Here is a 19,836-nt window from a genome sequence, read left to right on the forward strand (position 1 = left end):
TATTAGTGATTTTCAATTTGACTGATCAAAGTATTATTTTTTCGGGTATAAATCTTTTATTTTAGGAGTACATTATGTTTAAAACGTTAGCTGTAGCAGGTTTATCTTTATCATGTTTACTAGTTTCAGGTGTTGCATCGGCAAACTGGCAGTTACTCAACGATAAAAGCCAATTAAGTTTTGTCTCAATTAAAAAAAATAGCATTGCTGAGGCAAGCCATTTTACTCAGTTATCAGGGCAATTGAGTGAGCAAGGTCAGTTTAGCGTAAATGTTGATTTAACCTCAGCTGAAACGTTTATTCCTATTCGTAACGAGCGCCTAAGCAAAATTTTGTTTGAATCTGACACATTTGCAAATGCAGTATTAACCGCTGACTTATCTGATAAATTGTCACTTATTAAGCAGCCTGGTCAGTACGTATTAAAAGGTGTTAGCGCCGAGCTAGACTTTCACGGTCATAAAAAGCCACTTGCAGTTGATGTACTTGTTAGTAGTGCGGAAAACGGGGATTTAAGCGTAGCATCATTTACACCTATCATTATTAATAGCGATGACTTTAAAGTCACCGAAGGGATAATGCAGTTACAAAAACTAGCCGGCTTACCTTCGATTGCTACTGCGGTACCGGTTACTTTTGCACTGACCTTTAAAAAACAGTGATTTCTCTTAACGAACTTAGTAAGCAACTAAGCGAGCCAAGTAAACCTTTTGAACAATGGCAGCCTGCTCATTGCGGGCAATTGCCACTGCTGATTGACGAACAAGGTAAATGGTTTTATGCGGGTAGTGAAATTACCCGCCAAGCCATGATAAAGCTGTTTGCTAGTGTGTTGTGTCGCGAAGATGGACAGTTTTATTTAAAAACGCCAGTAGAGAAAATTGCGATTGAGGTTAAGGATGCGCCATTTATTATTGTAAGTTGGCATCGTGAGTCGACCTCTGATGGTGATGTTATTTGTTGTATTGATAACCTACAGCGTACCTGGCTACTAAGTCGTGCTGAGCTGCTACATATTAATAATTACAAAGCCGCTGCAGTGCCTTATATGCAATTACCCTATGGTTGTTTTGCGCGAGTTGCCAGAAATGTGTTTTATCAGTGGGCTGAAATAGCCGAAACTGATGAGCTCGGCTATTTTATTACCTCCGCGAATGAGCGGTTTTATTTAGGGTAATTACTCTGTGTCAGCAGGTGGAATTGCTACGATTGGACCTAAGTACCACTCATCTAACTTTTTAGCGACTTCTGGTAAGCCTGTGCCTTTAAGTGATGAAAAAGCATGAACTGTTATATCGCCATCTAATTCACTCAATTCACGACGAACACTAAGTACCTGTGATTTACGTGGACCTTGCTTGAGCTTATCTGCTTTAGTTAATAGTGCCAATACTGGAATTTCACTACCTACAGCCCAATTAATTAAATCACGGTCTAAATCTTTTAATGGGTGACGAATATCCATCAACACCACAATACCTTTTAAGCTTTGACGTTTTTGTAGGTATTCGCCTAGCGACTTTTGCCATTTCTTTTTCATTTCAATTGGCACTTTCGCAAAGCCATAACCTGGTAGGTCAATTAGGCGCATGTTATCTACATCGGCAAGTTCAAATGTGTTGATCAGCTGAGTACGGCCAGGTGTTTTACTAGTACGTGCTAACTTTTGATCGGTAAGGGCATTAAGCGCACTTGATTTACCTGCATTTGAGCGACCGGCAAACGCGACTTCAATTCCCGTATCAGCAGGTAATTTAGTGATGTCTGGCGCGCTTGTAACGAAAGACGCAGTGTTATACTTGATACGAGATTTGAGCACAGGCTCTCCTAAAACTAAAAAAAATAACATTGGGTAAACCAAATTCACCCGTGGCGCGTATTTTATACTATAAAGTAGCTATTAAAAAGTGTCTTCGAGCATGTAAAACCGTTGCTGATGGTACATTTTAACTGGCTTAGCGATTAATTTTACTCAAAACCCTATAATTTATAGGTTTAATGTGTGTAGAAAACGTGCCAGAGAATTTAATATCGTGTAGAATATAAAAATCACAACATCCATATTGTAGATGATACAGGGTCGGAAACAGAGAATTCACCATGAAAAAAATAGCACTATCTTTAACTATATTGCTTGGTGCGTTGTCAGCAAGCAACGCAACAGCATTTGATGGCGATGTAAACGCAGGTAAAGAAAAATCAGCAACGTGTGCGGCTTGTCACGGCCCAGACGGTAATGCGCCGGTTAACATCTACCCAAAAATTGCAGGCCAACACGCAGATTACATATACAAACAACTTACTGAATTTAAATTAGGTATGACTTCGGGCGGTAAAGAAGGTCGAATGAATCCAGTAATGAGCGGTATGGCAATGCCATTGAGCGATCAAGATATGAAAGACTTGTCTGCTTACTTTGCTTCTTTGAACATGTCTGAAGGTGCTACACCTAAAGATGTTCAAGAAACAGGCGCCATGTTGTACAAAGCGGGTGACGCTGAACGCGGAATTCCATCATGTGCGGCTTGTCATGGTCCACGTGGTAATGGCTCTTCACTAGCTAAATTCCCAAAAATTTCTTTCCAACATCCTGAATACATCAAGTCACAACTTGAGCAGTTCAGAGATGGCACTCGTAATAACGACCTAAATGGTGTTATGCAAGATATTGCTAAGAAACTTACAGATAAAGACATTGAAACATTATCTAAATACCTAGGTGGTCTACACTAAAGTCGTATTTATTTAGATATTGTTAACATAATACAATGTTAAATAGACAAAAAGCAGCTTTGGCTGCTTTTTTTGTTTCTGAAATGACCGATAAAGCCCCTTCACTTGTAAGACTGTCTCTTATACACATCTCCGAGCCCACGAGACCGGAGCCTATCTTTATTTTTTATTTTTAAGTTAACTTATTGTAACTTTGTATTTTTTTAACCCTTTTTCTGTTATGTTTTACAACAAGAAAAAGATATAAATTAGTTGTAACAAAATTATTAACGAGTAACAAATTAACCCTGGTCGCAACAATAATAACAAATAGGAAAACGTTGCGATCGCAGCGTGAATACTGAGAAAGTTACTAAAGGAAATAACAAAAGTGTCGAAAAGACCGAAAATAATAAAAACTCATAATAATGCCACTGAAGATAACAATAATAATATGGATAAAAGAAATAATAATAAAAAAATAATAAAGACTAAAAAGTCGAAGGGAGAAGTGTCCATAATGGCGTTCAGATTAAGCAGGCGGTAGAGATGTTTTCTCTCACCGCCTTTTATTTGTCCCAGCCACAATACCCCCCGTTTAAAAAAGCATCTAAATATGCTTTGGCGTATATATAGAGAAACCCAACCTCTAAAACGCAAACTTCCTAGCCTTTCCCGGCTGAAATACACCGGCAGATGCCCATTGAGTTGCGCCTGCTCAAAACCTCTTAAGTGAGACTGATCAAGATAAGAGTAGAAAGAAAAGTCACGTAAATTCCATCAAATGGACCTCGTTCGTTTGGCCAAGATAAGCTTAAAGAAAATGCGCATGGAAGACAAAAACCAGCGCGCCAAGTCTGTTCTATCGTAATGCACCTGATTTATACCACCCACCAAAAACAGGTTCGGCTGCTAAAGACAAACGTGTTGGTAAAAAGCAGTACCATTAGTTGCCCCAGCCGCTGAACCAAGAGTCGAAATGAAACGTAACCTTAAGCCTGTAGCAGAGCTTAAAAAGGCGATTGAGCCTGAGTTAACGCCTGAGCAAGAATTAGAGGCGCTTGAAAATGATGAGCGCTTGCTTAAATTAGTTGAGCGTCATGAGCAAGGTGAAATGCTAACGGGTAAAGATGCTAAATACTTTAATAGCCGTATAGCGCGTCACCATAAGTGCGTGGTTAGGCATTGAAGACGAAATAAGCGAACGGAAGACACTCAGCATGCAACAGCACCTCTTGATCATCACCTATCAAACGACCTAGCTAATGAATGGCTAGATGACGACGAAGATAAGTAATAAGGATACGCAATGAGTACAGCAGTGATCTTAGCCTTAGTTGTAGGTGCTGCTATTATAGCGGGCTTGGCATTTTATGCGGGTCAGTTGCTCACAAGCTAAATGTGCAAAGCTAATTAGCGCATAACACAAAAACTTAAGCAGTCGCGTTTAAAACGTAATGCAAAGCTAGCCGATAGTATTCATTTAATCGCACATGCGATGAATGAAAAGCAATGTGATTACTCTGAGGGCTGTTTACGTATCTGGGTGCTGATGTCGCAATATAGTTTTGATACTGAGCGTGACTTTAACAACTGCATACCCAGGCATTTATAAAATGTACGACGCGCACGCCAACCGATTCGCGCAAAAAGTACGCTAAAAAAGAAATTTTTTTAAGCAAGATAATGCACGCTGGCGCGCAGAAAATCACTGAGTGATGAAATTGAAGCGACCGTAAAAAAATTATTGTTGAGTTTAAAGCAGCCTGCTAAGGCAGCGAAAACGTGGTTTTAACCAGCACTTAGTTCTTAATAGTATACAGCAGACCCAGGTCTGCTTTTTTATGCGCGCTATTTTTTAAAATTATATAACCCGTGAGAAGAGCGGCATTTATTTCTGTTTTTGTAAGTGCGCATCAAAGCACAACAATACGAATAACAAATTCTCTCGGTTAATTAGGTTGTTTTCATTGTTACCTTCATTTCACGGGCAATTAATGGCGCAGCGGGCCTCCCGGCACCTTAAAGTAGTCATTAAAGCTGATTTATGTCTGTTCGCGAATACGCTCATATCAAGCCTAAACTATAAATAAGTTGTTTAATTGCATCCGCTCGAATAGTCATCTTTAAGTTGGCTAAATGCATTACCTTTATTAATGGCACTGCCTGCTTGCTCATCGATCGTTTGGTAATAGTGTTTTAGCTCTTCTCTCATTTTGTAGTATGGCTGTGCCTATTTGCGATAATATTCATAACTCCCCTAAGCTTCAAAATCACATTCTCCAATGGTAGTGCAACTGAGTTACGACACAGTTTGGGCCGCTATTTGAGCAATAAATAGCCACTCATTATCAACTTGCAAAGTGATCCATACCTATAAATTGATAGCCCGCCTGTGTCATTTGCTCTAGGGTATTTTTGAACATATGAGCCATTTAAGCAAGTAACACTGGGCAAATCAGCATTCTCTTTATTTCATGAGTTGGGAGCAAAAAACCTGATCAGTAAATATTAAACATCAAACCATGATATTCAACTAAAATCATGTTCTAATAGTTTTATTAAACCTCAGGTGTTTAGAGAGTAAGCAGGGCCATAAATCATCCTGCATTAATTGGATTTAAAAGCCCATCTTTGTTTTGCTTTGGTAATTAACCTGCTCTTTACCTCATCAACATGTTGGAGGGCGGTTAACAGCTAGTTTGAACCCGGACGGCTTAAAACTTGAACACTGAACATCAACACCATCAAATCCCATCTCGCTTAAGTCAATCAGCACATTTGTCAGCCAGTGAGCGAGGGTCTATTTTTATACTGCGTCACAGGAAGGCTAAAAGTTAAAAGTGTTGCTCTAGTAGCTTTAGCTCAAGCGAGTCATTTGGGCCGTGTGTCAAAAAGGTTGAGGCTGCCTCCTAAATGTAATTGCTCAACCTGGATAGTCTTGAAATGCTTGTGCCAATGGATTTCTCTTTTAGCTAAAAAATCTAGGTAGGCATCAGCTTTAGATTGATGGCGGCACAACTTTATTGTTAAGCCACAGTAATAAGCAAAGCTGCCACAAAAAGGAATGTGAATATATAAAGACAAAGCACGGGTTTGCGATCATTCAATAGCGCTAATCAAATCTTGTTGCTGATAGCCGTCAGCTAACGAAAGTGCAGTCGGGTAAGACGTGTAACGCGGACCCGATACATTGTATTTGTTTATTAAAGTTTGATCCCATTGAGGAAGTTTAATCATCACGCGCACCTTATCTTTTAAGTTGCTGCGTATTGTAAAAAAGGAAAGGGGAAGGGGGTTTGATCTACAACAAAAAAAGGTGCCGTAGCACCTTTTTAGTATGTAACGTGGCTGCGTTACATTATGGCGTCTTTTAAATACTGAAATAGCTCTTTGTAGCCTCTCGCAGGCTTTTCTGCTTTTACTTCTTTGGCCGCATTAGGCACCAGTTGGCGCATTTTTTGGCGCTCAAGAGCTGGGCATTGGTTCCTCAATTGTTTCGCGCCGGATTAAGCCTGGTCGCCTTGCTCAATTAAATCACTGCGCAGTTGCTCAATCTTTTTGATCATAACCTCTGCTTGGTTATTTTTATTAAGCATTACATCAATGATCGCTTTAATTTCTTCAATGTTTTCTACTGTACGAAGGGTCTTTGCTATGTAATTTAAGTGGCGGCGGTATGCATCACTTTTATTACTAATTTTATCAACAACCATTGCTTCTTTTTTAAATCATCATTAAGCGGTAAGCGTTCGCGCTGCTTTACCCATTTGGCAATCTCAGACCCTAACTGATGAAACTTCAGGCCGCTAAGTTCACTTTTTTGATACATATAATTTCTTCTTCAATTTCAGCAGGCTTGCCTTTTTTTCTCGCCATGGGGTGCTCTTAAGTAAAAAAATAACTTTATCTATTATAGCCATGATTCTTTTAGTGATTATTAGCTGATGTGGTGCAGTGAGGGGAAGTTTAGCATTTAAATATAAAAATGTGTGCAACATTGCCTCTCTGGGCTCAGGACAGAATTCTTATGAAAAGCCAACACCAAGATCCAATATACCCAAATTTCGGGCAAAGCATGCTGCTTCTGAAGTACTCTGAACATGCTTAAAAAAATCCAGGCGCTACTGCTGCTGAAGCTGCCGAGCACAACAGGGCTGTCGGTAAGTACGCGCGTATGGGCGAGGTAGAAACCATTGAGTTTAATCAAGACGGTGGTTTAGTGGCCAGCGCAAGCTAATAACAAAGGCTCCGCCTCTACGGCTGGACTCAAATCCAAAAACATTGCGATCTGTGGTCGAAAAAGCCATAGATATTGCTAAATTCACCTCAGATGATCCGTGTAATGGTATTGCTGATAAAGAATTACTTGAGTTTTCGCCTAAAGATTTAGATTTATTTCATCCTTGGGATGTAAGTCCTGAGCAAGGGATTGATTTATGTCATGCTGCTGAGCAAGCCGCATTAAATGCGGATGAGCGAATTGTGAATTCTGATGCTGTTTTTCTCGCAATTCCGGCTGGGTTGCGTGAGTATGGCATGTCATGGTTTAATTGCAGGCTCCAAGAACACGCCATAGCATAAGCACTATGGTAATAGGCAAAGAGGGCGAACATATGCTGCGCGACTCAGCCTACACAATTTCCCGCGATCAAGCAGGGCTAAAAGATGCTGCAAGTGTTGGGCTTGAAGCTGCTGCAGAAACCCTAGCTAAACTAAACAGCCAAAAACTAGGCACCATGAAAGTGCCGGTTATTTTTAGAGCCGATATTGCTAACTCATTGTTTGGCCATTTAGTGTCAGCGATCGGCGGTGGCGCACTGTATCGCAAATCCAGCTTTTTACTGGATAGCTTAGGTAATCACAAGTGATCAGCAAAACTGTTAATATTTCAGAGCGCCCACACTTATTAAAAGGGTTAGCATCATCACCTTTTGATAGCGAAGGGGTTAAAACTCTAGACAGAGAAATAATACACGGTGGTGAATTGCAAACATATTTATTAGCGAGCTACGCAGCGCGTAAAATGAATATGACGCCAACAGGCCATGCCGGTGGTATTCATAACTGGTTGGTTGAGCAAACCCATCAGGACTTAGCTACACTATTGAAAACCATGGGCACGGGTTTGTTAGTCACTGAACTTATGGGGCTGGGTGTAAATACCGTGACTGGTGACTACTCTCGTGGTGCAGCTGGTTTTTGGGTTGAAAATGGTGAAATACAGTACCCAGTAAGTCAAATAACTATTGCTGGTAACTTAAGAGATATGTTTAAAGGTATTTCAGCTATTGGTGGCGATATAGAGCGACGTGGTGGTATTCAAACGGGCTCAGTGCTGATTGAGCAAATGCAAATTGCGGGTGCTTAATACCCTTCCACAATAATACTTAATTCAGCGAATTGGTATACACCCACTTTGTTTGCTTAAATTAAGCTTAATTTAAGCAAACTTTCCTTTGAGGTTTTTAAGGTGTGATATGGCTAAAGATAGATATGCGCCAAAACCATTAACTGACATTATGGCCGGGCTAAACAACCGTTTAGCAGCCTATGCGGGAAAAAGCCAAGCATTGATACACAGCAACAAACCAGCCATACGCGATTTTAGGGGCCTAAAGAAGCGACAAATGCTCTGAGCGCAATTATCGTGACGGCACACTGATGATAGAAGCTGTTTCAGCTCCTATTGCTCTTAGGCTTAATTAAAAATGGATATGCAGTCTCATTTAGAGCCGCAGGTGCAAGCAGAGTTTGGACAAATAAAAATTACCGCCAATCCATTAAGCAACTCAACGATTACATCTGTCCTTGGAAGATGAAATAAGTTTTACTTAACTCTCAAATGAGTGCAACCATTTGATTATTTGAATGGTGGACGCCGATTCCGCCTCCTTCATTAAAGAAAGCTGCAGCGCTTAGCATTACATGGCAAAAGTAAGCCCTAGCTAGCCCTCATGCTAGGCTCTTTTTCACGCTTTGAACAAACGCAAAATACTTTGTTACATATTCGGATTTTATTGTTATTTGGGTTTATTATGCTTCAGCTAGTGCCCAAATTTCAGTTTGTAGCTGATGCGTATTTCATTAAGCAGGTAATAGATCAATCCTATTGTTGTTTTTTGAGTTATCAAATCTTAATGAAATGCGTATTTATTCTAATTAATATACGGAATTCTTTATGAAAAAATAACAATGACTGCCGCCAGTATTGCATTGGCGTTGTTTGGTTGGCTGCGAAAAGCCACACCAATGAAAGCGAACCGGCGGCGTCCCCGGTGCGCTAGGGTGTTGATTTACAAATATGGATGTTCAGCAGGATGACTTTTATTAATGTTAATGGTCAATGGCCAAAGCAAAAACGATTCTGCGTGACAAGTCTAACTATGGGTCGTTCTCACAGTTATATGATGAATCGCAAAAAGCAATGAAAACAGTGCTTGAAAACGCCAGTGCTAATAGTAGTGCAAAACCAGGTTCAGATGAATATAAGATTGGTGCATTTTATTCTAGCTATATGGCTGAAAATGCTCGTGAAGAGTTAGGTATTTTGCCACTTGAGCCAGCTATTAAAGGCATTGATACAGTGAAAGATAAAGCCGCGTTGGTCACACTGATGGCAATACAGCTACACAAGTTGCTGGTGGCGATTCTCCTTTGGCTGGTATGTTAATAATGACGCTAAAAACTCAAGTGAAAATGCGCTTTATGCCTATCAAGCGGGACTTGGTTTACCTGATCGTGACTACTATTTAAAAGATGATGAAAAATTCACAAAAATTCGCGCGGCTTATCAAACGTATATCACCGATATTTTAGCTAAAGCTGGCGTTAATAATGCTGCTGATGCAGCCAAAGCGATATTAGCACTTGAAACGACACTTGCTGATGCACAGTGGAGCCGAGTGCAAAGCCGTGATGCAACTAAGTCATACAATAAAATGACGGTAGCTGAAGCTAACTCGCTAATGGGTGAGTTTGATTTAAATGCCTATTTCGAAGCAGTTGGCGTTGATGCTCAAGAGTTAATTGTGCGCCAACCAAGTTACTTTGAAAAATTTGCAGAGATTTTCAACAATACTGACTTAGCTGTTTGGCAAAACTATTTAAAATTCCATTTTGTTAGTAATTACGCGCAGCTACTTAATAAAGATTTAGTGGATTTGAAGTTTAATTTTTACAGCACCACGTTGCGTGGTGTTGAAGAGCAAGCACCACTTTGGAAGCATGCCGTTGATGCATCAAACAGTGTACTGGGTGAAATTTTAGGTAAAGTCTACGTTAAAGAAAACTTCCCGCCAGAAGCAAAAGCACGTATGGAAGAGTTAGTTGATAATGTGATTAAAGGCTATTCAGTGGCAATTGAAAACCTTGAGTGGATGAGCCCTGAAACAAAAGTGGCGGCGCAAGAAAAACTCAATAAGTTTACCCCTAAAATTGGTTACCCAGATAAATGGAAAGATTACTCAGATTTAGCGATTAACCCCCGAACTGGGTAGGTAACTTCGCTAAGAGCAATTTCAAGCCATGCAGATATGATTGCTAAATTAGGTAAGCTGTTGATCGCTCTGAGTGGCATATGACCTCAGCCAAACAGTGAATGCTACTTCGCTAACCAGTGAATAACGAAATAGTATTCCCTGCGGCGATTCTGCAGCCTCCTTTCTTTAATTTAGAAGCGGATGATGCGGTTAACTATGGTGCTATTGATGCGGTTATTGGCCATGAGTTAGGCCATGGCTTTGACGACCAAGGGGCAAAATACGACGGTGATGGCAATTTACGTAATTGGTGGAGCGAGTCAGACCTCAAGCAGTTTGAACAGCGAAGTGCTGCCTTAGTTGCACAGTATAATCAATATAAACCGTTTGAAGATGCCAGCGTTAATGGTGAGCTGACACTGGGTGAAAACATTGGTGATTTAGGCGGCTTAACCGTCGCTTATAAAGCGTATCAGCTATCGCTGGGTGATTCGAAAGCGCCCATTATTGAAGGCTATACGGGCGACCAACGCTTCTTTATGGGCTGGTCGCAAATTTGGCGTCGTAAATACCGTGATGAGGCGCTACGTAATCGTTTAATGACGGATTCACATTCACCGAGTCATTATCGCGTAATTGGTATTTTGTCGAACATGCCAGAATTTTACCAAGCGTTTGATGTTAAAGAGGGCGATAAAATGTATATCAAGCCTGAAGATCGCGTAAAAATTTGGTAATTTGAGCTGAAATTAGCTTAGAGCTATTATCGCGGGGGCTGAAAGCCAGTGAGCATCATGCTCACTGGCTTTTTAGTTACTTATATGCCTGATGATGAAACTAGCTATATTTCGTTTTTATGGCGCTGATAATCTCGACATTGGCCGCAGGGAAATCATAGTTATCAAGTTCGTCTATGCTGACCCATTCGCTTGGTTGTCCTTCTGCGCCATGAGCTTGACCATTAAAGTTACTGACCACATGCACATTAAGTCGTACGCATTTATCGCCATAGTCATGCTCTATAGTGATAAGTTCGCTTGAACTATGAATAGTCAGTCCTACCTCTTCTAGCAGTTCACGTTTTAGGGCTTGAAACACACTTTCTCCAGCTTCAACTTTGCCACCAGGAAACTCCCATAGCCCACCTTGATGTTGCTCATCTGCACGTTTACAAATAAACAAATTGTTATTTTTTTTAATTACACCCACAGCAACATTGATGATTACTTTAGTCATTACCTCCCCTTTAAACAGCAGTTGGTGCGACGCAGCGCTTTTTATCTAACGTAGCAAAGTGGTGTTATTTTAATTTACCACAACATTGTTTGTATTTTTGGCCTGAACCACATGGACATGGATCGTTACGGCCAACTTTTGGTTCGCTACGTGCCATAACCTGAGCGCTTTGCGGTGCTTCACCACCTACGTGCTCTGCTTCTTCATGTTGATATTCGCGAGGAGCATTTTCACTTTTACGGTGTTGCTCTTCTACTTTTTCAACATCTTCTTCAGCGCGAACTTGCACTTTACTTAAAATACCGACCACATCGACTTTTAAGTTTTCTAGCATTTCAGAGAATAACTCAAACGACTCACGTTTGTATTCTTGGTTGACTTTTTGTGCGTAACCAATGCAAGCGAATACCTGGCGTAAGTGATCCATTGCCGCAAGATGGTCTTTCCAATGTTGGTCAAGACTTTGAAGCATAATGGCTTTTTCAAACTGACGTAGTACAGAATCGCCGACCATTTGTTCTTTTTGCTTGTAGGCTTGTTCAACCGCTTCTTCAATACGCTCACGAAGTTTTTCTTCATACAGTTTATTGTCATCAGCTAACCACTGAGTAATTGGTAACTCAATTAGGAAATCTTGCTTTAAGCGCTCTTCGCTTCCTGGGATTTAATATCTTCAGCCAAGCTTAGGCAATGTATTGATCAATTACACCAGCGAGCACATCACCACGGATAGCGGTAATCGTTTCTGAAATATCACCTTCTTCAAGCAATTTGTTACGTTGAGAGTAAACAACACGACGTTGGTCGTTTGCTACATCATCGTACTCAAGTAGCTGTTTACGCACATCAAAGTTACGTGCTTCTACTTTACGCTGTGCGTTTTCGATTGCGCGGTTAACCCATGGGTGTTCAATCGCTTCGCCGCGTTGCATACCTAGTTTACGCATCATGTTAGTCATGCGCTCACCGGCAAAAATACGCATTAACGCATCATCCACGGAAACGGCTTGAACCGGCATCACCTTTGACGGGCCCAGAACGACCACGTAATTGGTTATCAATACGACGTGATTCATGACGCTCTGTACCAATAATGTGTAAACCGCCGGCATCAATTACTGCATCATGGCGAATCTTCCATGCGGCTTTAATTTCGGCAATTTGTTCGTCAGTTGGGTTTTCAAGTTTTTCAACTTCACTATTCCAGTTACCACCCAGTACAATATCGGTACCACGACCAGCCATGTTAGTGGCAATAGTAACAGTCCCTGGTAAGCCCGCATCAGAAACAATGTCTGCTTCTTGTGCGTGGAATTTAGCGTTCAGTACATTGTGCTTAATTTTTTCTTTACGTAAAAACTGCGACAAGTACTCAGAGCTTTCAATTGAGATAGTACCTACAAGTACTGGCTGACCACGTTCTTGACAGTCTTTAATGTCTGCTAAAATGGCTTCGTACTTTTCTTCTTGCGTTAGGTACACCAAATCTGCGCGATCATCACGGATCATTGGCTTATTGGTTGGCATAACAACTGTGTCTAAACCGTAGATAGACTGAAACTCAAATGCTTCTGTATCGGCTGTGCCTGTCATACCTGCTAGCGTTTCGTACAAGCGAAAGTAATTTTGGAACGTAATAGAAGCTAACGTTTGGTTCTCGTTTTGAATTTTCACACCTTCTTTTGCTTCTACGGCTTGGTGTAAACCTTCTGACCAACGACGTCCTTCCATAGAGCGACCTGTGTGCTCATCAATAATGATAACTTCGTTTTCTTTAATAACGTAGTCAACATCTTTTTGGTAAAGCTTGTGTGCACGAAGAGCTGCATAAACGTGACTAAGTAGCGTGATGCTCGCTGCTGAGTACAGTGAATCACCTTCTTCAATTAAGCCGCGCTCTGTAAGTAGCTCTTCAACTTTTATTTGCCCACGCTCAGTTAGGTGAACTTGCTTAGATTTTTCATCGATAGTGAAATCGCCATCGCCTTCAATCCCTTCCTCATCTTCTTTTTCTTGTAGTTCAAGTAAAGGAACAATGGTATTTATTTCAGTGTAAAGCTCTGAGCTACCTCTTTGCCTGAAATAATAAGGGGCGTTCGCGCTTCATCAATTAGGATTGAATCCACTTCATCCACTACGGCATAAAATAATGGGCGTTGAACGCGCTCATCAATGCTAAATGCCATGTTGTCACGTAGGTAGTCAAAACCAAATTCGTTATTGGTACCGTAAGTGATGTCAGCTTCATAAGCTTGTTTTTTCTGTTGTGGCATCATGCCCGGAACATTACAACCAACGGTTAAGCCTAAAAACTCAAATAGTGGACGGTTGGTTTCAGCATCACGCTTGGCTAAGTAGTCATTCACGGTAATGACATGAACGCCTTTGCCTGTTAAGCCATTTAAATAAGCAGGAAGCGTTGCTGTTAGGGTTTTACCTTCACCAGTACGCATTTCTGCAATACGGCCTTGTTGTAAAACCATACCACCTAATAATTGCACGTCGAAGTGACGCATACCGTTTACACGCTTTGACGCTTCACGTACCACAGCAAATGCTTCTGGTAGAATATCGCCTAAGCTTTGTCCGTTATCGTAACGTTCTCTAAACTCAGCTGTTTTAGCTTTTAAATCTTCATCTGAAAGCGCTTCTAGTTGCGTTTCAAGTGCATTGATCAGTGCGACCGTCTTTCTTAGGTTTTTAATAGTGCGGTCATTGCGACTACCAAAAATCTTGGTAAATAAATTAGATATCATGATAAAACCGTTACAATGTGTTTTTTTGCTAGCCGTGCATCGGCTAACCCATTTTTTACAATTGATAATTAATGTATTCTTTAAATTAACCTTTAGGACACATTAATTAGCAATTTTGTATTAAGCTGCTTAAAAAGCACTGTTTACCTGCGCTACTATACCAGACTCTGCTAAACATCAAACTACCTCTATAAAAAGATCTTCATTTAAAACAGAAAAATGAGATCTCGCTCATAAAAATAGCGTTATGTAACGAAACTTGATTAAAACTGCAGATAAACAGACTCTGAAGATATGGTGTTGAATAAATTAAAAACAAGGGTGAAACGCCTAAATTTTACCCTTAAATACTTTGCTTGCGGTCATCGCTTTTTAACTCTTAAATTGCACAATCTTTTTATTTATTACTCTTCGTAAGTCACTTAAGCCATACGGTTTATCGGCAGGTGCATATACATGGTAGCGGTATCATTAAATAAGCTACTAATCGCAAATGAAGCGTGTGTTAATATCTTATGCAATCAGCGTTTGCTAATATTATTTTTAGTAGTATAAAGTTCATCATATTTTTTGTTGCTATAAAACGCGTTGATTGAGTTTTAATAAAAGGGAAAATAAAGTGCAAACCAACAAAGATAACTTAGTAGTCCTCGGCGCTGGTTGGCTTGGCCAAGCCTCATGTATTGATGCACGTTCAAGGTTGGCAAGTGCAAGGAACTTCATCGTAGTGACACCTAATTTAATTTGATTTGAGCGTCAGTCAGGTATTTTACAAAACGGCGAGCTGCAGCACCAAGTGGATTTACAAAACGCGTACTGGTGTGTTATACCGCGCAGTCGTGACAGCGAAAGTGATTATTCTCAAGTGCTGGAGCAGGGGTTAAAGCTGGCAACTGAACTTAATTGCAAAGGTTTTTTATTGTGCTCATCGACTGGAGTGTATGATCAAGAGCCTGGAGTTTATAGTGAAAGTAGCGATATATCTGGCACTAACGAGCGACAAATAAAGCTCTATGATGCTGAAGAGCAAGTACTTGAGCAGCAAGGTAAAGTTTTAAGGTTAGCCGGATTGTTGGGGCCAAACAGAGAGCCGGGTCGTTTTGTGGCAGGTAAAGAGCTCAACACCTCTAGTCAGCAAGTGGTGAACATGGTGCATCAACAAGATGTGATCAATGCCATTTATGCGGTACTTAACAATTGGTCACAAGGGCAAAGCATTTATAATGTAGTTAACCCTGCGCATCCGAACAAAGCAGATTATTATGCACAAAAATGCGAGCTGTATGGCACACAAATGCCAAGTTTTAGTAGTGATGAAGTCGCTGAGCGCAAAGTTATTGGCTCAGCGATAGAAGCGCTGGGTTTTAGTTATCAGTATGGTATTTAACCTGAACTCTGAATAATAAATCTATCTCAAGCAGCTATTTTCAGTGCTAACTGCGTTGAATTTACTTGCAATAGGCGAGCTTTCGACACGTACCTTCCTCGCTCTTGTTTTCACTTTCGGAAATCTCGGAAGGAGAAATAAACATAAATATCATATTGATTCAATACGTTAGTAAATCTCTTAACCAGAGTTCAGGTTATTTAATGTTAGGCGTAAGGGCGAATTTTTATAAAAGTCGACAACCACCACTCTAGTAGTGTGTGTTGGGCCGCTTCGATATCGGGAGCAAAGTAGCGGTCTTTATCGTAATAGCTAACATGTTGGCGTAGCAGTGCCTTCGCATTTTCTACCTGCTTACACGCATGTAGTGGCGCTCTAAATTCTAACCCTTGAGAAGCACTTAGCCACTCAACGGCTAACACGCCTTGCGTATTATTAGCCATATCAACTAAGCGCCTAGCGGCAAAGGTTGCCATAGAGACATGGTCTTCTTGGTTAGCTGAGGTCGGTGTAAGCTATCTACCGAGGCTGCAAGCAGACTTGCTCCTCGTGAGGGCAGCGCAGCTGCGGTCACTTGAGCTATCATAAATCCTGAATTTACCCCACCGTTTTCAACTAAAAATGGCGGCAATTTTGATAAATTAGAGTCAATCAGTAGGGCAATACGTCGCTCAGCTAAGGCGCCAATTTCGGCAATGGCAATCGCATTGAAGGGCCATAAAGTAAACGTGGCTAAGCATGAAAGTTTCCAATCTGAAATAATATCCCCCACATCGGCAAAAACGAGTGGGTTATCGGTTACCCCGTTTGATTCACATATTAATACTTCGGCGGCTTGGCGTATTTGGGTTAAGCACGCACCAAGTACTTGCGGTTGGCAACGCAGGCAATAAGGGTCTTGTACTTTTTCACAATTAATATGTGAGTCACTAATTTGTGAGTGGGTACTTAATAGTTCTCTAAATACGTGCGCGGTATCAATTTGCCCTTGTTGACCACGAACCTCATGAATACGTGCATCAAATGGTGCGCGACTGCCCATGGCGGCCTCAATACTGATAGAGCCAATTACACAGCTTTGTGCGTACAAGTCTTCGGCTCTAAATAAGCCCTGCAGTGCAAATGCAGTAGAGGCTTGCGTGCCATTTAATAAGGCTAAGCCCTCTTTGGCGGCTAATGTCAGTGGCTCAAGCCCTGCAATTTTTAACCCCTGTTCTGCGCTTATTAGCTCTCCTTGGTAGCGCATTTTCCCTTCACCCAATAAAGGCAGGCACATATGAGCAGGGGGGGCTAAATCGCCCGAAGCGCCCACTGAGCCCTTTTTAGGCACGCATGGGTACACTTCATTTTTGAGTAGCTGTATAAAAAACTCAATGACTGCTAAACGAATACCAGAATAACCCCGTGATAAAGAATTTACTTTTAGGGTGATCATTAATCTGACCGTGCTGTCATCCATTAATTCGCCAATGCCCGCAGCGTGTGAAAGCACAATACTGCGTCGTAATAGTTCTAGCTCATCATTCGCTATTTTAGTATTGGCTAATAAACCAAAAAGCCGGTATTAATTGGCTCATATACAAAGTACGCTGCTCGTTTATTACGTCTTGAACGGTTTGCGCGCTGGCTGCTATTTGTGTGACGGACTCTGTTGCCAAAGTTAAATCTACGGCCGATTGATTAATTTTTCTTATGGTATTTAATTCAAGCTGACCCGGTGTGAGTGTGTATGAAATCATGACTTATCCTTGTTAAGCATAGGTAGGTCTAGGTTTTGTTGTTGTGCACAGTTTTTTGCAATGTCATAACCAGCATCGGCATGGCGCATTACACCGGTAGCGGGATCGTTCCACAGCACTCTAGCAAGGCGTTGCTCTGCTTCATCGGTACCATCGGCAACAATAACTACACCTGAATGCTGGCTAAAGCCCATTCCAACGCCGCCACCATGATGAAGCGATACCCAAGTAGCACCGCCAGCGGTATTGAGCAGGGCATTTAAAAGTGGCCAATCAGAGACAGCATCGGAGCCATCTTGCATGCTCTCTGTCGCCTTCAATGATTAGACCAGCTACTGAGCCTGAGTCAAGATGATCGGGTGGCCAATAACTACTGGTGCTTTAAGTTCACCATTTTTAACCATTTCATTAAAGGCAACCGCTAAACGCGCGCGGTCTTTTAAGCTAACCCAACAAATACGTGCAGGCAAGCCTTGAAATTGAATTCGCTCACGCGCCATATCGATGCAAATGCTTATCATCAGAAATTTGCTCTCTTTTACTTTGCGTCTGTTTTGTAAATATCTTCGATCGCCCGATAGTGCTACCCATCTAAATGTCAATGTCACAAAAATAATGGACGAATATAAGCAGGCACAAACTAGGGAAATCAAAGGCATTTGCTACGCCTTCTTCGAGCGCCATTTGACGAATATTGTTGCCGTAGTCGGTAGTTGCTGCGCCCGCATCTTGCAGTGCCAGCATCGCTGTTACTTGAACAGCCATTGACTGTTTGGCCGCTTTTACCACTGCTTGTGGATTATCGGATTCGTATTTCTTGCTGCATGCTCCATACTCCTGGAACCTTGCGTGCAGCCGTTAAGTGATCATGCAGCGAGGTTTTGACTGGTGATCATATCGGGGAGGCAATACCACTTTTTACTAAGGTACTAAAAACATCAGCCGCAAAAGCTACCAAGTAAACCACAGAAAGCGCTTTCACCTTTGGCTACACAGGCATCGGTTAATTTTAATGCATGCTCAAGATCTGGTGGCTTTTACGACGTACCCTGTTTTTATTCGAAATCGATACGGCTTTCATCACATTCCACCACTAAGGCACTACAGCCAGCCATGGTTGCAGCTAATGGTTGTGCTCCGCCCATTCCTCCCAGGCCACCTGTTAACACCCACTTACCTTTGGCATCGCCTGAGAAATGTTGTTTTGCCATAGCTACAAAGGTTTCGTAAGTGCCTTGAACAATTCCTTGAGAACCAATATAAATCCAAGAGCCAGCGGTCATTTGGCCGTACATCATCAAGCCTTTTTTATCTAACTCGTTAAAATGTTCCCAGTTAGCCCAGTGCGGAACAAGGTTAGAATTTGCTATTAATACCCGCGGTGCGTTGCTATGAGTTTTAAATACCCCCACCGGTTTACCTGATTGCACCAATAGGGTTTCGTCATCTTCAAGGCGCTCAAGCGTCGCAATTATTTTGTCGTAGCTTGGCCAGTCACGGGCAGCACGGCCAATCCCACCATACACCACCAAAGCTTGCGGGTGCTCGGCAACATCAGGGTCTAAATTATTCATTAGCATGCGTTTAGCTGCTTCGGTTTGCCAGCTTTTAGTAGATATTTGATTACCATGCTGTGCGCGAATTGTCCGTTGTGTGTCCAGTCGATGATCCATTATTCACTCCTGTTAAATTTAAGCGTTATGGGCTTTGTTATTGTTTTTAAATGTTAATTGTCCGCCCAAGCGGTACTTACTGCCTGGCGATATAAGTCGTGCAAAACTAACAATTCCGTTTACCGACCAACTTCAAAGTACGGCGTATTACTTGTAAACAGGGCTCTATGGCTAAATTAAGCCATCGTTAACATTTCAATTGTTTGGCGTAATAGCCTCTACCGTATGCCTCGCTTGCGTTAAAGGAGCAACTGTTGATAAGTATTCGTGCGGGGTAAGGGCGGTAAAATCTTGTTGTAAATAATCTTTTGCAAGGGGTGGATTTACAAAGCGCTCCTCTACTTGCAAGGGACTGTCGTTTTCATTATGAATAATGACACTGCGATACACCACGCTATCTACCTCTACACCTAAAGCAATTGCAATTGGCGCGACGGCATTAATCGATTCTAATACTTGCACTGTGCAGCTGTAGTTTCCGTTTCGCTCTTTTACTTCATTGGCGATGTTTTTATTTCGCACGACGTGACTTAGACTGAAAGCTTGCTGCGCCCAGGCCTGGGCCGGTTGCTCACCGGCAATTGTGAGTTCACTAAGCCCGACGCGGTCATTCTGCTTACTGTAAAACCGTTTGGCTAGTTCGTTTTCTGAGGGGACACGCGTTGGTTTTCAAGCCAAAGCCCACTGCGTGGCTTGTCCACAATAATGAAACCTGTTTTCGCTTTGCGTAAACTTAAAAGCTGGCATAAATATTTTTAGTATATTAAAAATAAACAATACCAGTAAGATGGCATAATCATCTTGTATATGATGTGTTTTTAAACTTGTTGAACACTCGCGGAGAGACTGGCG

At 41.5% G+C, this 19,836-nt stretch carries 10 protein-coding genes and 11 pseudogenes; 11 read left to right on the forward strand and 10 right to left on the reverse strand.

What is annotated here, in order from left to right:
• Positions 1–74: 74 nt before the first annotated feature.
• Entirely contained in the window at positions 75–662 is a 588-nt protein-coding gene (locus FHG08_RS05045) for a YceI family protein (protein ID WP_055012277.1), read from the forward strand.
• Complete coding sequence (locus tag FHG08_RS05050; protein WP_178954684.1) at positions 659–1,177, forward strand: DUF1285 domain-containing protein; 519 nt, start codon at positions 659–661, stop codon at positions 1,175–1,177. Before FHG08_RS05045 ends, FHG08_RS05050 begins: the two co-directional genes overlap by 4 nt.
• On the opposite strand, the gene yihA is transcribed toward FHG08_RS05050, so the two are convergent.
• Complete coding sequence (yihA, locus tag FHG08_RS05055) at positions 1,178–1,819, reverse strand: ribosome biogenesis GTP-binding protein YihA/YsxC (protein WP_138607234.1); 642 nt, start codon at positions 1,817–1,819, stop codon at positions 1,178–1,180.
• A gap of 281 nt (positions 1,820–2,100) precedes the next feature.
• Here yihA and FHG08_RS05060 point away from each other — a divergent pair, with 281 nt between their 5' ends.
• The 3 genes and pseudogenes from FHG08_RS05060 to FHG08_RS19205 all read left to right on the forward strand — a co-directional run bounded on the left by FHG08_RS05060 (position 2,101) and on the right by FHG08_RS19205 (position 4,518).
• Complete coding sequence (locus FHG08_RS05060; protein ID WP_008112717.1) at positions 2,101–2,733, forward strand: cytochrome c; 633 nt, start codon at positions 2,101–2,103, stop codon at positions 2,731–2,733.
• Between the two features lie 753 nt (positions 2,734–3,486).
• Positions 3,487–4,009: pseudogene (locus FHG08_RS18865) on the forward strand (GTPase-activating protein).
• Between the two features lie 12 nt (positions 4,010–4,021).
• Positions 4,022–4,518 (forward strand): annotated as a pseudogene (locus tag FHG08_RS19205) (DUF2489 domain-containing protein).
• Between the two features lie 1,296 nt (positions 4,519–5,814).
• Here FHG08_RS19205 and FHG08_RS19210 read toward each other — a convergent pair.
• Both FHG08_RS19210 and yjgA read right to left on the reverse strand, forming a co-directional pair.
• Positions 5,815–5,952 (reverse strand): hypothetical protein, encoded by a 138-nt coding sequence (locus tag FHG08_RS19210; protein ID WP_256729595.1) that lies wholly within the window; start codon positions 5,950–5,952, stop codon positions 5,815–5,817.
• Between the two features lie 116 nt (positions 5,953–6,068).
• Positions 6,069–6,591 (reverse strand): annotated as a pseudogene (gene yjgA, locus FHG08_RS05080) (ribosome biogenesis factor YjgA).
• 151 nt (positions 6,592–6,742) lie between these two features.
• On the opposite strand from yjgA, the pseudogene pmbA reads away from it, so the two are divergent.
• The 5 genes and pseudogenes from pmbA to FHG08_RS19225 all read left to right on the forward strand — a co-directional run bounded on the left by pmbA (position 6,743) and on the right by FHG08_RS19225 (position 10,930).
• A pseudogene (pmbA, locus tag FHG08_RS05085) lies at positions 6,743–8,083 on the forward strand (metalloprotease PmbA).
• Between the two features lie 109 nt (positions 8,084–8,192).
• Positions 8,193–8,660, forward strand: a pseudogene (locus tag FHG08_RS05090) (DUF721 domain-containing protein).
• Positions 8,661–9,058: 398 nt separating this feature from the next.
• Positions 9,059–9,385, forward strand: coding sequence for a hypothetical protein (locus FHG08_RS19215; protein ID WP_256729596.1), 327 nt, complete (start codon positions 9,059–9,061; stop codon positions 9,383–9,385).
• Positions 9,386–9,422: 37 nt separating this feature from the next.
• Positions 9,423–10,211: pseudogene (locus tag FHG08_RS19220) on the forward strand (peptidase M13); the annotation flags it as partial.
• Between the two features lie 119 nt (positions 10,212–10,330).
• Entirely contained in the window at positions 10,331–10,930 is a 600-nt protein-coding gene (locus tag FHG08_RS19225; RefSeq protein WP_372239234.1) for a M13-type metalloendopeptidase, read from the forward strand.
• A 100-nt stretch (positions 10,931–11,030) separates the two neighbouring features.
• On the opposite strand, the gene mutT is transcribed toward FHG08_RS19225, so the two are convergent.
• Positions 11,031–11,429, reverse strand: coding sequence for an 8-oxo-dGTP diphosphatase MutT (gene mutT / locus FHG08_RS05100; protein ID WP_075169495.1), 399 nt, complete (start codon positions 11,427–11,429; stop codon positions 11,031–11,033).
• Positions 11,430–11,493: 64 nt separating this feature from the next.
• Positions 11,494–14,185 (reverse strand): annotated as a pseudogene (secA, locus tag FHG08_RS05105) (preprotein translocase subunit SecA).
• Between the two features lie 619 nt (positions 14,186–14,804).
• On the opposite strand from secA, the pseudogene FHG08_RS05110 reads away from it, so the two are divergent.
• Positions 14,805–15,572 (forward strand): annotated as a pseudogene (locus FHG08_RS05110) (NADP-binding protein).
• Positions 15,573–15,778: 206 nt separating this feature from the next.
• Here the strand turns inward: FHG08_RS05110 and hutH are convergent.
• The 5 genes and pseudogenes from hutH to FHG08_RS05125 all read right to left on the reverse strand — a co-directional run bounded on the left by hutH (position 15,779) and on the right by FHG08_RS05125 (position 19,731).
• Positions 15,779–17,311: pseudogene (gene hutH, locus FHG08_RS05115) on the reverse strand (histidine ammonia-lyase).
• Positions 17,308–17,970: pseudogene (locus FHG08_RS18895) on the reverse strand (hypothetical protein). The pseudogenes hutH and FHG08_RS18895 overlap by 4 nt, the downstream one beginning before the upstream one ends.
• Positions 17,903–18,076: a hypothetical protein gene (locus tag FHG08_RS18900; RefSeq protein ID WP_256729597.1), complete on the reverse strand. Its 174-nt coding sequence runs from the start codon at positions 18,074–18,076 to the stop codon at positions 17,903–17,905. Before FHG08_RS18900 ends, FHG08_RS18895 begins: the two are co-directional and overlap by 68 nt.
• Before the next feature lie 290 nt (positions 18,077–18,366).
• Positions 18,367–18,984, reverse strand: coding sequence for a hypothetical protein (locus FHG08_RS18905; RefSeq protein WP_256729598.1), 618 nt, complete (start codon positions 18,982–18,984; stop codon positions 18,367–18,369).
• An 18-nt stretch (positions 18,985–19,002) separates the two neighbouring features.
• Positions 19,003–19,731: pseudogene (locus tag FHG08_RS05125) on the reverse strand (UTRA domain-containing protein).
• Positions 19,732–19,836: the final 105 nt, after the last annotated feature.

Origin of the sequence: Pseudoalteromonas sp. Scap03 (genome assembly GCF_013393115.1) — a bacterium.
Taxonomy (GTDB): domain Bacteria; phylum Pseudomonadota; class Gammaproteobacteria; order Enterobacterales; family Alteromonadaceae; genus Pseudoalteromonas.

Bases quoted from the DNA above. Each gene is read 5' to 3' on its own strand.
- FHG08_RS18905 (WP_256729598.1), bottom strand. From the start codon at position 18,984: ATGGATCATCGACTGGACACACAACGGACAATTCGCGCACAGCATGGT.
- FHG08_RS18900 (WP_256729597.1), bottom strand. From the start codon at position 18,076: ATGGCTGTTCAAGTAACAGCGATGCTGGCACTGCAAGATGCGGGCGCA.
- FHG08_RS19215 (WP_256729596.1), top strand. From the start codon at position 9,059: ATGGCCAAAGCAAAAACGATTCTGCGTGACAAGTCTAACTATGGGTCG.
- mutT (WP_075169495.1), bottom strand. From the start codon at position 11,429: ATGACTAAAGTAATCATCAATGTTGCTGTGGGTGTAATTAAAAAAAAT.
- FHG08_RS05060 (WP_008112717.1), top strand. From the start codon at position 2,101: ATGAAAAAAATAGCACTATCTTTAACTATATTGCTTGGTGCGTTGTCA.
- FHG08_RS19210 (WP_256729595.1), bottom strand. From the start codon at position 5,952: ATGATTAAACTTCCTCAATGGGATCAAACTTTAATAAACAAATACAAT.
- FHG08_RS05045 (WP_055012277.1), top strand. From the start codon at position 75: ATGTTTAAAACGTTAGCTGTAGCAGGTTTATCTTTATCATGTTTACTA.